The following is a 14,752-nucleotide window of genomic DNA, read 5'->3' as shown; positions in this document are numbered from 1 at the left end:
GGCGCCATGACCAAGCCCGTGGTGCTCCTCGCCGCGCTCGCCGCCGTGGCGTACGCGGCGGTCGGCATCCTGTCGATCACGGTGTGGGAGCCGATGGCCGCGATGCCGGGGCTGAGCCACGACGAGATCGTCGCGGGGATCGCGGCGGGTGGCGAGAGCCACGGCGCGGGCGTGGCCGCAGCGGTCCTGTGCCTCGCGTCGGGGGCCGTCGCGGCGGTCGCACTCGCCGCGCTCGCGAGCGCGGGACGCGTGCGGCCGCTCACGGCCACCGTCTGGATCCTGGGGATCATCGCGCTCGGACCCATCGCGTACTTCTCGGCGAGCTTCCCGATGGGCATGGCGGTCGGCGACGCGTTCCTGATCGGGGGCGGCAGCCATCAGCCCGTGCCGTTCGTCCTGGCGGGCGTGAGCGCTCTCGCGGTCGCGCTCGTCGTGATCCTGAGCGTGGCGGACGCGCGGGGCCGACGCGCGGCGACCGCCCCGGTTACCGACTGAGTCGGCGCCCTTGCCCGCGGCGGCGCGACGCGGTGGGATCGGGGCATGACCGAGATCGCCGTCCTGGTGGGCAACCCGCAGCCGTCGTCGCGCACGCGCCTCGTCGCCGAGGAGGTGGCAGCACAGGTCGCCGAGCGCTCCGGCGCGACCGTGCGCCCGACCATCGACCTCGCGGACCTGGCCGACCGCATCTTCCGCTTCCCCGAGCCCGAGGTCGATGCGCTCCGCGACGACGTCGCGACCGCGGACCTGGTCGTCGTGGCGAGCCCCACCTACAAGGGCGCGTACACGGGACTGCTCAAGGCGTTCCTCGACCGGTACGGCACGAACGGCCTGTCGCGCGTGGCCGCGGTGCCGATCCTCACCATCGGCTCGCCCGCGCACACGCTGGCGGTGGAGCACACGCTGCGGCCCCTCCTGGTGGAGCTCGGCGCCAGCGTGCCCACGCGCGGCATCGCGTTCCCCGCCGCGGAGACGGACGACCGCGCGCGGATCGTCGCGGAGTGGCTCGACGCCGAGTGGCACCGCCTGGAGCCCGTGCTGGCGGGCTGAGTCAGGCGAGCACGCGCAGCAGACGCGCGAGCGTCGCCTGGTCCTCGCGGCTGAGACCCCGAAGCTCCTCGGCCTCGCGGAGGGCCAGTGCGGTCATCGCGGCGTCCGCGCGCGCGGATCCCTCCGGGCACAGCCTCACGAGCACGCCGCGACCGTCGCGCGGGTTCGGGCGGCGCTCGACCAGCCCGCGCTCGACGAGCTTGTCGATCCGGTGAGTCATGGCGGCGCTGCCGATCATCGTCGCTCCGACCAGCTGCATGGGCGTGAGCTCGTGCGGCGGCTCCTCGCGCCGCAGCGCCGCGAGGACGTCGAACTCCCATGCGGCGAGCCCCGCGCCGCGGAACACCTCGGCGCGCAGCTTCGCCAGCCGGTTTGCGGCGCGGCGCAGCCGTGACATCACGTCGAGCGGCGTCAGGTCGAGATCCGGCAGGCGCCGCGACCACGCGTCGATGAGCAGATCGACCTCGTCATCGCGGGCATCGGCGGGCATGGATCCACGGTAGCGGGCGCGCCATCGGGGCGGGGCCGCGCGCGCTCACGCGTCGAGCACGTGCAGCCGCACGGTCACGCTCCCGCCGTCGTGGAGGCCCTCCGCCTCGCGCACGGCCTTCTTGAGCGGAAGCACATATGAGCCGCTCTTCGAGTCGGGGAAGATCGACGTCGCCCACTCCGTCTCGCCGACCCGCACCCGCACGCGCACGGACCCGAAGCCGCGGCGCGGCCGGGGGATCTCGCGGATGTCCTCGCTCAGCTCGGGCGGAACCGCGGTGAAGTACCAGGGCGAGTCGTCTCGCGCCTGCCACCGGAACACGACCGACTCGAACTCGAAGATCACGGCGCCGACCCTACCGCGCGGTGCCGACCTTGCCGCAGTGCGGGCATCCGCTCCGGCTCAGCGCCGCGGCGATCGCAGGATCGTGCGCATGTAGCCGACGCCGACCGCCACGTGGATGACCGCCCCGACCGCGCAGATGACCTGGCCCGCGGTGGCGACGGCCCCCGCGCCGGGAAGCAGCCCGAAGCCGACGAGCGCGATGCCCGACATCATCACCGCGGTGCGGATCTTGCCGAGTCGCGTCACCTGCGGAGGCTGCGCGGGGCGCACGCTCAGGTACAGCGCGGTGAGAGCGATGTCGATCACGCCCACGGCCAGGGCCACCCACATCTGCAGATGGCCGGCGATGACCAGCGCCACCACGATCGCGACGACGCCGATGCGGTCCGAGATCGGATCGAACATGGCGCCGGTCCTGCTGGTCTGGCCGAGCCGGCGGGCGAGGTGGCCGTCGATCCAGTCCGACCCTCCGAAGAGCACGAGGAGGACGACCGTCAGCACCGGATCGCCGTGGCCGACGAGCAGGATGACGATGGGGACGACGAGCGCCAGTCGCAGGAGCGTGATCGCGTTCGGGATCGTCGCCCAGTCCCGCGAACGCCCGCCGCTCGGCTCTGTGCTCATCTGAGAACCCGCCTTCGACGACGAGACGACATCCGCGGATCCATGGATGTCATATGGAGGGGCTGACGGGAATCGAACCCGCGCTGTCTGCTTGGGAAGCAGAAGTTCTGCCATTGAACTACAGCCCCGTACGCGCCGGAGCGCGTGTCAGCCAGCATAACAGCGCTCATCCGAGGCTCGTCCAACCCGCGGTCGATCGCCGAACCCGCATCCGATGGGACGCGGGTTCGGCGATGGGACGCGGGCTCGGCGCCGGGGTGCCGGGCTCAGCGCTTCTTCCGGCCGCCGGTCGCGGCGCGGGTGAGGCGGTTGAGCACCATGAGCGCGACGGCGCCGATCGCGGCGACGACCCAGGGCTTGCGCTTCGCGAACGACTTCGCCTCGGTCATCATCGTCTCGGGGTCGCGCTGCGACACCCAGTCCGACGCCTGCTTGAGGCCCTCGGAGGCCTTGCCGGCGAGATCGCCGACCACGCCCTCCTTCTGCGACAGCGACCCGACCTTGTCGCCGGCCGTGCGCAGCCCCTCGGCGACCTTGTGCTGCCCCGTCGCCGCCTGATCCGTCAGCTCGTCCTCGGCCTTGGCGGCGGCCTCCGCGGCGCGCTCCTTCGCCTCCTCGACCGTGGCGGCGGCCTCCTCGCGGGCGCTCGCGCCCGAGGCCTCCGCCTCCGCGCGGGCGGTGCCGGTGGTCTCGGCGGCCGCCTGCTTCGCCTCCTCGGCCGTGGTCGGGGCCGTCGTGTCGGCGCCTCCGGTGTGCGTCTGGCCTTGGTCCTGCGACATGCGCTTCTCCTTCCGACGTGGCTTGATCACCGATGTAACGCGAACCGGCCGCCGTGCGCCTCCCACTTGACGAGAGAGCCCGGCGTGTGCCACGGGGTCCGACCGGGGTCGCCGCGACGGCTCGAGCCGGCGCCGCCCAATAGGCTGGTGCCGTGCTGCTCTCGGATCGCGACATCAAGGCTGAGCTCGACTCGGGCCGCATCGGCCTGGACCCCTACGACCCGGCGATGGTGCAGCCGTCGAGCATCGACGTGCGGCTCGACCGGTACTTCCGGCTGTTCGACAACCACAAGTACCCGTTCATCGACCCGGCCGAGGACCAGCCCGACCTGACGCACCTGGTCGAGGTCGAGCCCGACGAGCCGTTCATCCTGCACCCCGGCGAGTTCGTGCTGGGCTCGACGTTCGAGGCGGTCACCCTCCCCGACGACGTCGCCGCGCGCCTGGAGGGCAAGTCGTCCCTCGGCCGCCTCGGCCTGCTCACGCACTCCACCGCCGGCTTCATCGACCCCGGCTTCTCGGGCCACGTGACCCTCGAGCTCTCGAACGTCGCGACCCTGCCGATCAAGCTCTGGCCGGGGATGAAGATCGGCCAGCTGTGCTTCTTCCGCCTGACGTCGCCGGCCGAGAGCCCCTACGGCTCGGGCGCGTACGGCAACCGCTATCAGGGCCAGCGCGGTCCGACGGCGTCGCGCTCGTTCCAGCGCTTCCACCGCACGGACGTCTCGGTGACGGACGCCGGCTCCGCCGGGTCCTGACGGTCGCGCGATCCCGCTGACCGGCGCGGCCGCGGCCGGCGCGTGACGCCCGCCGAGCCCTCCGCGGAAGGCTCGGTGAACGGCGGCTGAACAATGCCGCGAGCGGAATATTCCGGTCCGTACGGGGTGCGACGCTGGAGAAGGCCCGTCGGCGGAAGCGGGCCGGGACCCGCCCCCGGGCGGTCCCGGCAGCGCAGGCGACGGGCGGCGCACTGCGCTCGCACCGCTCTCGGCACGGCTCTCGGATCGACATCGGATCGGCTGGCATCCGCTGCCGAGCGGAGCGGGCCCCGAGAGAGGATCCACCGCATGTCCCAGGTAGCCGAGGCTCCCATCCCCGTCGCGCAGCCGGTGTCGACCGTCGAGCTGGTCGTGCTCGACATGGCCGGCACGACGATGGGCCAGTCGAAGATCGACGTCTTCACGCATCTCGCCGGGGGAGACCGCGCCCGCGCCGAGGAGGCCACCTCGGCGTTCGAGCGGGCCTGCGCCGAGCTCATCACGGAGGACGGCGTGCAGCCGATCCCCGGCGCCCGGGAGCTTCTGGAGGACCTGCGCGACGCGGGCGTGAGCGTGGTCCTGACCACGGGCTTCGCGCCCGTGACGCGCGACGCCATCCTCGACGGACTCGGGTGGCGCGACCTCGTCGACGAGGCGCTCTCGCCGGTCGACGTGGGGCGCGGCCGCCCCGCGCCGGACCTCGTGCTCGGAGCCGCGCTCGTCGCGCAGGTCTCCGGTGTCGACGCGATCGTCGTCGCGGGGGACACCGCGAGCGACGTGGCCTCGGGGCTCTCCGCGGGCGCAGGCCTGGTGGTCGGAGTGCTCACGGGGGCGCACGACCGCGCGGCGCTCGAGGCCGCGGGCGCGCACGCCGTGATCGACGACGTCACGGGGCTGCGCGCGCTCCTCGGCCTGCCCGAGCGCCACCGGGGCTGACGTGGCCTCGCCCGCCCTCGCCCAGACGCCCGCCCCTACGACGCGCAGCGTCTGCCTCACGCCGCCCGCCCTCGCGATGGTGTGGACCGGCGCCGGTCGCCCGCACGAGACCGTCGCCGTGCCGGGCGTCGGGCTCGGCGCGGGCGAGACGCTCGTGCAGATCGAGCTGGCCACGGTCTGCGGATCGGACATCCACACGGTCGAAGGACGCCGCGCCGCGCCGACGCCGCTCGTCCTCGGCCACGAGTACGTCGGCCGCGTGGTCGACGTGGCGGAGGGCGTGCGGGCCGTCGACGGCGCCGTGGTCCAGGTCGGCGACCGTGTGGTGTGGTCGATCATGGCCAGCTGCCGCGACTGCGACCGCTGCCGGCACGGCGTGCCGCAGAAGTGCCGCTCGCTCGTCAAGTACGGGCACGAGCGCATCCAGCCGCGGTGGGAGCTGACGGGCGGCTTCGCCACCCACGCTCACCTGCGCGCCGGCACGACCATCGTGCGCGTCGGCGAGGCGCTGCCCGCCGAGGTCCTGGCGCCCGCGGCATGCGGCTCCCCCACCGCATGGGCGGCGCTCGCGCGGGCCGACGAGGTGGTCGACGTCGACGACGCCACGGTGCTGATCATGGGCGCCGGGCTCATCGGCCTGACCGCGTGCGCGATGGCGATCGACCGCGGCGCGACCGTCGTCGTCGCGGATCCGGATCCGGCCCGCCGCGCGCTCGCCACCCGGTTCGGCGCGGCCCAGGCCGTGGACCCGACGGGACGCCGGGCGCTGGACTCGGCGCTCGCCGCCACAGGGGCCGCGGAGTTCGACGTCGTGCTCGAGGCCTCCGGCTCGCCGCGCGCCGTGCAGGCCGCGATCGACGCCGTGGGCGTCGGGGGAGTGGTCGTGCTGGTCGGCAGCGTCTTCCCGTCCGACCCGGTGCCGCTGGACCCGGAGCGGCTCGTCCGCGGGCTGGCCACCATCCGGGGCGTGCACAACTACACCCCGCGGGACCTCGACGGCGCCCTCGGCTACCTCCGCCACCACGCGGCGGAGCACCCGTTCGTCGAGCTGGTGAGCGCCCGCTACCCGCTCGCCCAGGTCGACCAGGCGCTCGCGGCCGCGGCCGCGGGCAAGGCCGTGCGGGTGGCGATCGACCCGCGCGACGCGCAGCGCCGCCGCTGACGCCGGATCCCCGCCGGCGCGACGCCGACGGGGATCCAGGCCAGGTGCGATCAGTCGTTCGCGCGCTCGAGGAGCAGGTTCTCGAGGCGGTCGGGGAAGTTCGTGATGATGCCGTCGACGTCCGAGTCCAGCAGACGCGTCATGGTGGCCGTGTCGTTGACGGTCCACACGTGCACGTCCATGCCCTGCGCGTGGACGGCGTCGATGTACTCCGGCGTGGCCTGGGCCCAGTTCGGGTTGATCTGGTCGGCCCACTCGGCGTACGCCGGCAGCGTCGCGACCGCGGGGGCGCCGAGCAGTCCGACCGGCATCTCCGGCGCCAGGTCGGAGTACGTCTTCATCGACACCCAGTTGAAGCTCTGCACCGCGAGGCGGCCGCTCGCGAGCGCCGAGTCGACGTACGCGGGGTAGGACTCGAACACGTCGATGACCTTCTGCTCGACGCCGGGGTACAGCTCCGGCGCCTTGAGCTCCATCAGGATGCCCGAGCGGCTCGTGCGGACCTGCTCGACCATCTCGGCGAGGGTCGGCACGGTCTCGCCGGCGAACTCCGGGCCGAACCACGAGCCCGCGTCGAGCTGCTTCATCTCGGCCACGGTGAGGTCCGCGACGTGCCACGGCGCGCGGTCGGGGAAGACCTCCTCGACGTTCGTGGTGCGCGAGAGCGTGGTGTCGTGCATGAGCACCGGAACCCCGTCCTTGCTGAGCTGGACGTCCGACTCGATCCAGGTGGACCCCTGCTCGATGCCCACCTGGAACGCGGCGAGCGTGTTCTCGGGCGCATAGCCCATCGCGCCGCGGTGCGCGGTGGTGACGACGGAGGCGATCTCGGGCTGTGCGTCCGAGGCGTCGGCGCCGCCGCCCCGCGTCAGGCCGTGACGTCTCCGTCGACGTACACCCAGCGCCCGCCGCGCCGCTCGAAGCGCGCGTGCTCGGCGAGCGCGCCCATCGTCCGCTCGCCCTCGTGCTCGGTCTCGTAGACCGCGACGAAGTCGACCTCGGATCCGGAGGCGCCGACGATCTCGAGCCCGATCCAGCGGAGCCGGTCGTCGAACGTGAGCTCGCCCGCCGCCGGCCGCGTGCGCGGATGCCACGTGCGCAGCAGGTAGTCGGCGTCGTGCCGCGCGTACGCGCTGTAACGGGAGCGCATGAGCTCCTCGGGGGTCTCGGCGAGCCGCGCGCCGGAATGCAGTGCGCCGCAGCAGGCCAGGTACGCGCGCTCGCTGCCGCACGGGCAGGGATCGAACGTCACGCCGTGGCCCTCTTCGGCTTCTTCTCCTTGGGCGGCAGCTGCGCGACCCGCTCGACCGACGCGCCGATCCACTCGGCCAGCTGCTCGTCGGTCGGGTCGTCGACCGTCACGAAGCCGGCCATGGTCTTGGAGCCCATCGTCATCGGCTTCGCGCCGCGCGCGATCGCCTCGTCCATCCCGTCCCGGCCCACCGGGACCATGAGCGACGAGCGCGTGATGCCCGCGTACATGTGCCCGCGCAGCATCCACGCGATGCCGCCGAACATCTTCATCTCGGTCGCGTCGTCCGACACCGGCGCGTAGGCGCGGATGCGGTCGGCGAGCTCCTCGTCGTAGGCCACGGGATCAGCGTACGTCGCGGTCGCGGCGCCGGGAACGACGGACGCCGCGCCCCGGAGAACCGGGACGCGGCGTCCGCGCGGTGTCGAACGGGCTCAGCCCGCCGCGTTCACCTCGATCTGCATGGTGCCCTTGCGCTGGTTGGCGCCCAGGACCTCGATCGTCGTGCCCGTGCCGCCCACGATCACCGAGTGACGCGGGTTCGACTCGTCGTAGTAGGCGTACGGGTCGGTGTCGTCGAACACCGGCACGGCCTTCTGCGACGGCACGTTCAGCGTCTGCAGGCCGTCGGCCGTCTCGCGGTGCAGCGAGATCGCGTCGGTCTTGTTGAGGCCGAACGTGGAGTCGAACGACTGGATGCGGTTGCGCGCGTTCGTGCCATCCGGCCACGTGAGCGCCTTGGCGCGCGCGTCGACCGGCAGGGCCTCGCCACCGCCCGGGTGCTGCGACGTGTTGTTGTCGGCGTACAGCGAGTTCACGTACCAGACCAGCAGGCCGTCCTGGTACGGGAAGTGCTCGACCTTGTCCGGGCTCGAGGTCAGCCAGCCGAAGTTGTACGGGCCGGTCTTGAGCGTCGTGTCGTAGCCGCCGTAGACGCGGTTCTCGGCGAGGTAGAAGTGGCTGTACGGCTGGTGGTAGCCGCCGCCCTCGATCACCGAGAAGCCGTCGAGCGTCCAGTCGCTCGCGCCGTCATCCGTGGTCAGCGCGTCGCCCACGGCGATCGCGTCGACCTGGAAGCCCGGCTCGGTGGCCGCGACGTCGGTCCAGTAGCGGAAGCGGACCTGCGCGGTGTCGCCGGCGTAGGCCGACAGGTCGGCCGTGAGCGCCGTCCAGCCCTCCGTCGCACCGGTGATGCCGAAGCCGGCGTTCTGGCCGTTCGGGTCGGTCGTGGTCGACAGGTTCGTCTCGACCGGGGTCCACGTCTCGCCGTCGGTGCTGACCTCGAGGTAGGCGTAGTCCCAGTCCACCTCGATGTCGTAGTTCACCTGCGCCGTGAGCTCGGCCCCTGCGGGGACCGTGAACGCCGGGCTGGTGGCCGTGTTGTCCAGGTTGTCGCCCGAGCCGGAGAACAGGTGCTTGGTGCCCTCGTAGGCGTCGCCGACCTCGATGAACTCCTCGCCGTCGGGCAGGTTGACCAGCACGGCCTGCGCGCCGAGCGTCGTGGCGTGGAACGCCGGCCCGAGCGTCAGGGTCTCGGACGTGCCGGGCTCGACAGTCTCGTAGTCGAGCCAGCCGAGGAACAGCTTCTCGTGCGGGCCCATCTGGTTCGGGGTCGTGCCGATCGATCCGTCGCCGTGGCCGAGCCACGAGCCGGAGCTCATGAGCGTCCAGAACGCGGTGCCGTTCTCGCCGCCCGCGGTGTCGTAGTAGTCGGGAAGGCCCAGGTCGTGGCCGAACTCGTGCGCGAACACGCCCAGACCGCCGTTCTCGGGCTCGGTCGTGTAGTCGCGGATCCAGATGTCGGTGTCGCCGATCTGGATGCCGCCCAGCGGGTCGTACGCCGAGGGCCCCCACTGCCAGAGCCCGTCCTGGCCGACCGCCCAGCGGTGCGACCAGATGGCCCATTCGGGTGCCCCGGCCTCCTCGCCCGTGCCGGCGTGCACGGCCTGGAAGTGGTCGATGTAGCCGTCGGGCTCGTTCGCGATCCCGTCGCCGTCGACGTCGTAGCGGTCCCAGACGTCGTACGTCTGCAGCTCCGCCACGATCTGGTCGCGCGTCTTGCCCGCTGCGACCTGAGCGTCGTACCAGGCGTTCGCGGTGTCCTGGATGAAGCGCGTCATGTCGGCGTGCGACTCGGTCTGGCCGTACGAGGCCTCGTTGTTCTCGACCTGCACCCAGTCGGACACGCCGCCGGCGAGGTCGAAGCGGCCCGACGACATCTCGTCGTAGACGCCCGCCATCGACTCGCCGTCGCCGAAGAACATGTCCTCGAAGTGGGCCTTCGAGAAGTCCGGAACCCAGTAGGTGGAGTTGTCCTCGGCTGTGGGCTCCGGGATCTCGTTGTGCACGGGACCGGCCGGGGCGTCCGGGTAGCGCTCGTCGATCGCGTCGCCGAACTCCACCAGGATCGTGAACAGCTGCGCTGTGTCGGCGGTGCCGTATTCGACGAACTGGCCGGCCTTGAGCTCGACCACATCGGTCGCCGCCTTGCCCTTGCCTCGCGTCTTGACCTTGGCCTCACCCGTCGCGACGAGCTGCGCGGCCTTCTGCTTCTCCGCAGTGCGCTTCTCGGCGAGCGGATCGGGGCGGTTGTGGCTGTGGGTCTCGCCCTCGGGTTCGGGGGCGGCGGTCGCCGGTGCCGCGGTCGCGGCGGTCGGAGCGAGGAGCGAGCCGGCCAGCAGGATCGCTGCTGTGCCGAGCGCGCACGTGGTACGTGTCTTCACTGTTCCTCCGGGGATGATCCGGGCGGCCACCATGGCCGTCCGCACCGACTGCACCCCGGGCACCACCGGATGCCCGGAGGGGACTTGCACAGTCGTTTCCCCACACTTTCACAGGAAGTCATTTCGGAGAAGTAGATCGGTATGGCGGATGGGGAGCGGTTCCCATCCGCCATGCCGAAAGCGCCGCTCAGCAGGCGGTCCCTTCGGTCGCGGCGCGGCGCGGATCCGGCTGCTCGAGACGCTCGCGTCGGCGGAGGCGCCGCTGTCGGTCGGCGAGATCGGCGAGCGCCTGGGGGTGGATCAGCCGCGCGCGAGCCGCCTCGTCCAGGCGGTCGTGCATGCGGGCGAGGCGCGCCGCGAAGCCGATCCGGCCGACGCGCGCCGCACCCTCATCGCCCTCACGGACGCGGGCCGCGCGACGGTCGCGCAGTCCACCGGCGCGCGCGTCGAGGCCGTCGAGCGCGCGCTCGCGGGCTTCGCCCCCGAGGAGCGCGCGCAGCTCGCCGCCCTCCTCGGGCGCCTCGCCGACGCCTGGCCCCGCTGATCAGCGCACGGGCTTGACCGGCAGCAGGAGCAGCAGGCCCGCCAGCAGCACCAGGATGATGCCCAGGATGCCGAACGACGTCGCTCCGCCGGCGACGATCAGGATCGACCACATCGCCGAGGCCATCCAGCTCGCGGCGCGGCCGGTGGTGGCGTAGAGGCCGAAGATCTCGCCCTCGCGGCCCGCGGGCGTGACGCGGGCGAGGAACGATCGCGACGCCGCCTGCGCGGGTCCGACGAACGCGCACAGGATGAGCCCGCCGATCCAGAACACGATCGTGCCGAGGTCGACCAGGAAGAACACGGCGAGGCCCGCGACCACCATGGCCGACAGGGCGAACACGATGACCGTCTTGGCGCCGAAGCGGTCGTCCCAGCGCCCGGCGACGATCGTCGAGACACCCGCGATCAGGTTCGCGGCGATGCCGAAGATCACCAGATCCAGGAACTCGAACCCGAACACCTGGGCCGCGATCACGGCGCCGAACGCGAACACGCCGCCCAGGCCGTCGCGGAACACCGCGCTCGCCAGCAGGAACCACCCGGTGTGCCGCGTCTCGGGGTTCCGGAACAGGCCGGCGACGTCGCGGACCAGCAGGCGGTAGGAGGCGAAGAACCCGACCCGTCGCTCGGGGCGCCCACGGGACGGCTCTGGCACGGCGAGGAAGATCGGGATCGAGAAGACAAGGGCCCACAGTGCGCAGCCGACCGCGATGATCCGGAACGGCAGGCCGCCCTCCTCGGAGAGCCCGAACCAGTCGGCGGAGTAGAACACCACGACCAGCACCAGCGCGACGATGCCACCCAGGTAGCCGAAGCCCCATCCGAGCCCGGAGATGCGGCCGATGGTCTTCGGGGTCGCGATGCCGATCAGCATGGCGTTCGAGTTGACCGCCGCGATCTCGCCGAACACCGTGGCGGCCGAGATGAGCGCGACGCCCAGCCAGAACAGCGCGGGCGTGGGCTCGACGAACCACAGGCCGAGCATGCACGCGATCAGCGCGCCCGTGCCGATCCCCAGCCACAGCTTCTGCCGGCCCGCCGCGTCGGCGCGCTGGCCGAGCACCGGCGCGACCGCGAGGATCGCCAGGCCCGCGATCGTGCCGCCCCAGCCGAGGCCCGATGCCAGGTCGGCGAGCCCCGCCGTCTTCGCGGGGTCCCCGTCGGGCAGCGACTGCAGGCCGGCGGGGAGGAACGCGTCGGTCGTGAGGAACAGCGCGGTGTAGATGAACGTCAGGATGACCGTGTTGAACGGCTGCGTCGCCCAGTCCCACAGCGCCCACGAGTAGACCTGGCGCTTCGGCGCGGGGCGTCCCTCGCGCAGGTCGAGGCCCATAACGGGCACGGCGCCGCTGTCCGCTGTCGGCGGCGGGGTGACGGGGGACGGGTCGGACGTCATGAGTGGAGCGTAGGACCGCGCGGTGAACGGACGGTACCGCCACGCGGTCGGCCGAAGTTGAGCGGAGGTGTATCAACTTTGTTTGACAGCCCGAGCGGCCCGCAGTACAGTTGAGCCAGCGCGGCTCAAGATCGCGTGCAGGCTTACCGGCTGTCCAGCAGAAAGGAGAACAACATGGCACGTGCTGTGGGTATCGACCTCGGAACGACCAACTCGGTCGTGAGCGTCCTCGAGGGCGGTGAGCCGAAGGTCATCGCGAACGCCGAGGGCTTCCGCACGACCCCTTCGGTCGTCGCGTTCACCAAGGACGGCGAGGTGCTGGTCGGCGAGACCGCCAAGCGCCAGGCCGTCACGAACGTCGACCGCACGATCGCCTCGGTCAAGCGCCACATCGGCACCGACTGGACCTTCGAGGTCGACGGCAAGAAGTACACGCCGCAGGAGATCTCGGCGCGCATCCTGATGAAGCTCAAGCGCGACGCCGAGCAGTACCTCGGCGACACCGTGACGGACGCCGTCATCACCGTCCCGGCGTACTTCAACGACGCCGAGCGCCAGGCCACCAAGGAGGCGGGCGAGATCGCCGGCCTCAACGTGCTGCGCATCATCAACGAGCCCACCGCGGCCGCCCTGGCCTACGGCCTCGACAAGGGCAAGGAGGACGAGCTCATCCTCGTCTTCGACCTCGGCGGCGGCACGTTCGACGTGTCCCTCCTCGAGGTGGGCAAGGACGACGACTTCTCGACCATCCAGGTGCGCGCGACCGCCGGCGACAACCGCCTCGGCGGCGACGACTGGGACCAGCGGATCGTCGACTGGCTGATCCAGCAGTTCAAGGCCACCACGGGCGTGGACGTCTCGGGCGACAAGATCGCGCTGCAGCGCCTCAAGGAGGCCGCGGAGCAGGCCAAGAAGGAGCTGTCGAGCTCGACCTCGACCAGCATCAACCTGCCCTACCTGTCGCTCACCGAGTCGGGCCCCGTCTCGCTGTCCGAGACCCTCACGCGCGCCAAGTTCGAGGAGCTCACGAAGGACCTGCTCGAGCGCACCGTCAAGCCGTTCGAGGACGTCATCCGCGAGGCCGGCATCAAGGTGTCCGACATCGCGCACGTGGTCCTCGTCGGTGGCTCGACCCGCATGCCCGCCGTGAGCGACCTCGTCAAGCGCGAGACCGGCAAGGAGCCCAACAAGGGCGTGAACCCGGACGAGGTCGTCGCCGTCGGCGCCGCCCTGCAGGCCGGCGTCCTCAAGGGCGAGCGCAAGGACGTGCTGCTGATCGACGTCACCCCCCTGAGCCTCGGCATCGAGACCAAGGGCGGCATCATGACCAAGCTCATCGAGCGCAACACGGCCATCCCGACCAAGCGCAGCGAGACCTTCACCACGGCCGACGACAACCAGCCGTCGGTGTCGATCCAGGTGTTCCAGGGCGAGCGCGAGTTCACGCGCGACAACAAGCCGCTCGGCACGTTCGACCTGACCGACATCGCGCCCGCGCCGCGCGGCGTGCCGCAGATCGAGGTCACGTTCGACATCGACGCGAACGGCATCGTGCACGTGTCGGCCAAGGACAAGGGCACCGGCAAGGAGCAGTCGATGACCATCACGGGTGGCTCGTCGCTGCCCAAGGAGGACATCGAGCGCATGGTCCGCGAGGCCGAGGAGCACGCTGCCGAGGACAGGAAGCGCCGCGAGGCCGCCGAGACCCGCAACCAGGCCGAGACGCTCTCGTACTCGATCGAGAAGCTGATCAAGGACAACGAGGACAAGCTCCCGGCCGACGTCAAGGAGTCGGTCCAGGCCGACGTCGACGAGCTCAAGAAGGCCCTCGCCGGCGACGACGACGAGGCCGTGAAGACCGCGTACGACAAGCTGAACCAGAGCCAGACCAAGCTCGGCGAGGCGATCTACGCGCAGGCGCAGGCCGAGCAGGCCGCGCCCGCGGGCGACGCCCCCGCCGGTGAGCAGCCCGCCGCCGACGAGGACGTCATCGACGCCGAGGTGGTCGAGGACGACGAGGACAAGAAGGCCTGATGAGCGACAAGGACCGCAAGCCCGAGAACGACGGCGACGAGGTCCGGCCCGCAGCCGAGGGGGCGGAGGCGCAGGACGCCGCCGCCCCCGAGGCGCAGGAGGAGCTGGTCTCCGAGGAGACCCCGGATGCCGGTGCCGAGCCGACCGCGGATGAGACGGCCGAGTTCGAGCTCACCGTCGACGACATCCTGAACGCCGACCAGCTGGAGGAGGCGGCCGAGCAGGAGAAGAGCGACTACGAGACGCAGCTGCTGCACGACCTGAAGCGCCTCCAGGCGGAGTACGCGAACTACCGGCGTCGCACCGAGGACCAGCGCCACGTCGAGGTCGCCCGCGCCAAGGGTGAGGCCGCCCGCGGCCTGCTGCCCGTGCTCGACGACCTCGCCCGCGCCGAGAAGCACGGCGACCTCGCGGAGGGCACGCCCTTCGCCGCGATCGCCGAGAAGGTGCGCGGCGTGGCCGAGCGCCTCGGCGTGGTCGCGTTCGGCGAGGCCGGCGAGGCGTTCGACCCGCAGCACCACGAGGCGATCTTCCAGCAGCCGACGCCCGGCGCGACCGAGACCACCGTGCTCGAGGTCGTCGAGGTCGGCTACCGCCTGGGCGACGTCGAACTGCGTCCGGCGAAGGTCGTCGTCGCGGTGCCGGCAGAGTAAGCGAGGC

At 71.9% G+C, this 14,752-nt stretch carries 17 protein-coding genes and 1 tRNA gene; 8 read left to right on the top strand and 10 right to left on the bottom strand.

Annotated features, from left to right (window positions below):
- Positions 1-6: 6 nt before the first annotated feature.
- Together ACYVGN_RS05975 and ACYVGN_RS05970 are read left to right on the top strand one after the other, a co-directional pair.
- Positions 7-495 carry a hypothetical protein gene (locus tag ACYVGN_RS05975; RefSeq protein WP_460789452.1) on the top strand — a complete coding sequence of 163 codons (489 nt, stop codon included), beginning with the start codon at positions 7-9 and terminating at the stop codon, positions 493-495.
- Positions 496-540: 45 nt separating this feature from the next.
- Entirely contained in the window at positions 541-1,047 is a 507-nt protein-coding gene (locus ACYVGN_RS05970) for an NADPH-dependent FMN reductase (RefSeq protein ID WP_460789450.1), read from the top strand.
- Between the two features lies 1 nt (position 1,048).
- Here ACYVGN_RS05970 and ACYVGN_RS05965 read toward each other — a convergent pair whose 3' ends face one another.
- The 5 genes from ACYVGN_RS05965 to ACYVGN_RS05945 all read right to left on the bottom strand — a co-directional run bounded on the left by ACYVGN_RS05965 (position 1,049) and on the right by ACYVGN_RS05945 (position 3,285).
- Positions 1,049-1,537, bottom strand: a complete 489-nt coding sequence (locus ACYVGN_RS05965) for a MarR family winged helix-turn-helix transcriptional regulator (protein ID WP_134745240.1) — start codon at positions 1,535-1,537, stop codon at positions 1,049-1,051.
- A 45-nt stretch (positions 1,538-1,582) separates the two neighbouring features.
- Complete coding sequence (locus tag ACYVGN_RS05960; protein ID WP_460789449.1) at positions 1,583-1,882, bottom strand: DUF1905 domain-containing protein; 300 nt, start codon at positions 1,880-1,882, stop codon at positions 1,583-1,585.
- Positions 1,883-1,939: 57 nt separating this feature from the next.
- Positions 1,940-2,506 carry a CDP-alcohol phosphatidyltransferase family protein gene (locus ACYVGN_RS05955; RefSeq protein WP_460789447.1) on the bottom strand — a complete coding sequence of 189 codons (567 nt, stop codon included), beginning with the start codon at positions 2,504-2,506 and terminating at the stop codon, positions 1,940-1,942.
- A 54-nt stretch (positions 2,507-2,560) separates the two neighbouring features.
- Positions 2,561-2,634 (bottom strand) — tRNA-Gly (locus ACYVGN_RS05950).
- Between the two features lie 138 nt (positions 2,635-2,772).
- Positions 2,773-3,285, bottom strand: a complete 513-nt coding sequence (locus tag ACYVGN_RS05945; protein ID WP_055987988.1) for a hypothetical protein — start codon at positions 3,283-3,285, stop codon at positions 2,773-2,775.
- A gap of 152 nt (positions 3,286-3,437) precedes the next feature.
- On the opposite strand from ACYVGN_RS05945, the gene dcd reads away from it, so the two are divergent.
- From dcd to ACYVGN_RS05930, 3 genes are all read left to right on the top strand, one after another.
- Positions 3,438-4,043, top strand: coding sequence for a dCTP deaminase (gene dcd, locus ACYVGN_RS05940; protein ID WP_055987990.1), 606 nt, complete (start codon positions 3,438-3,440; stop codon positions 4,041-4,043).
- Positions 4,044-4,352: 309 nt separating this feature from the next.
- Positions 4,353-4,979: an HAD family hydrolase gene (locus ACYVGN_RS05935; RefSeq protein WP_460789445.1), complete on the top strand. Its 627-nt coding sequence runs from the start codon at positions 4,353-4,355 to the stop codon at positions 4,977-4,979.
- 1 nt (position 4,980) lies between these two features.
- The gene (locus ACYVGN_RS05930; RefSeq protein ID WP_460789443.1) at positions 4,981-6,141 is read left to right on the top strand and encodes a zinc-binding dehydrogenase; all 1,161 of its coding nucleotides are present in this window, start codon (positions 4,981-4,983) and stop codon (positions 6,139-6,141) included.
- A gap of 50 nt (positions 6,142-6,191) precedes the next feature.
- On the opposite strand, the gene ACYVGN_RS05925 is transcribed toward ACYVGN_RS05930, so the two are convergent.
- The 4 genes from ACYVGN_RS05925 to ACYVGN_RS05910 form a co-directional block, all read right to left on the bottom strand.
- Entirely contained in the window at positions 6,192-6,932 is a 741-nt protein-coding gene (locus ACYVGN_RS05925; protein ID WP_460789442.1) for a glycerophosphodiester phosphodiesterase, read from the bottom strand.
- 77 nt (positions 6,933-7,009) lie between these two features.
- A complete protein-coding gene (locus ACYVGN_RS05920; RefSeq protein WP_055987999.1) occupies positions 7,010-7,393 on the bottom strand; it encodes a YchJ family protein in 384 nt (127 codons plus the stop codon).
- Positions 7,390-7,734 carry a TfoX/Sxy family protein gene (locus ACYVGN_RS05915; protein ID WP_460789440.1) on the bottom strand — a complete coding sequence of 115 codons (345 nt, stop codon included), beginning with the start codon at positions 7,732-7,734 and terminating at the stop codon, positions 7,390-7,392. The genes ACYVGN_RS05920 and ACYVGN_RS05915 overlap by 4 nt, the downstream gene beginning before the upstream one ends.
- 93 nt (positions 7,735-7,827) lie before the next feature.
- Positions 7,828-10,206 (bottom strand): immune inhibitor A domain-containing protein, encoded by a 2,379-nt coding sequence (locus tag ACYVGN_RS05910; RefSeq protein WP_460789438.1) that lies wholly within the window; start codon positions 10,204-10,206, stop codon positions 7,828-7,830.
- A 58-nt stretch (positions 10,207-10,264) separates the two neighbouring features.
- Between ACYVGN_RS05910 and ACYVGN_RS05905 the strand changes: the two genes are divergently transcribed.
- Entirely contained in the window at positions 10,265-10,660 is a 396-nt protein-coding gene (locus tag ACYVGN_RS05905; RefSeq protein ID WP_460789436.1) for a MarR family winged helix-turn-helix transcriptional regulator, read from the top strand.
- On the opposite strand, the gene ACYVGN_RS05900 is transcribed toward ACYVGN_RS05905, so the two are convergent.
- On the bottom strand, positions 10,661-12,058 hold the full coding sequence (locus tag ACYVGN_RS05900) for an MFS transporter (RefSeq protein ID WP_055988005.1): 1,398 nt from the start codon (positions 12,056-12,058) through the stop codon (positions 10,661-10,663).
- A 174-nt stretch (positions 12,059-12,232) separates the two neighbouring features.
- Here ACYVGN_RS05900 and dnaK point away from each other — a divergent pair, with 174 nt between their 5' ends.
- Together dnaK and ACYVGN_RS05890 are read left to right on the top strand one after the other, a co-directional pair.
- The gene (gene dnaK, locus ACYVGN_RS05895) at positions 12,233-14,092 is read left to right on the top strand and encodes a molecular chaperone DnaK (protein WP_460789435.1); all 1,860 of its coding nucleotides are present in this window, start codon (positions 12,233-12,235) and stop codon (positions 14,090-14,092) included.
- A complete protein-coding gene (locus ACYVGN_RS05890; protein WP_460789433.1) occupies positions 14,092-14,745 on the top strand; it encodes a nucleotide exchange factor GrpE in 654 nt (217 codons plus the stop codon). The genes dnaK and ACYVGN_RS05890 overlap by 1 nt, the downstream gene beginning before the upstream one ends.
- The last annotated feature ends 7 nt before the right edge of the window (positions 14,746-14,752 follow it).

The sequence above is a fragment of the Microbacterium lacusdiani genome (genome assembly GCF_054779895.1).
The sequence above is the reverse complement of the archived record's forward strand: the minus strand, read 5'-3'. Positions and strand labels throughout refer to the sequence as shown.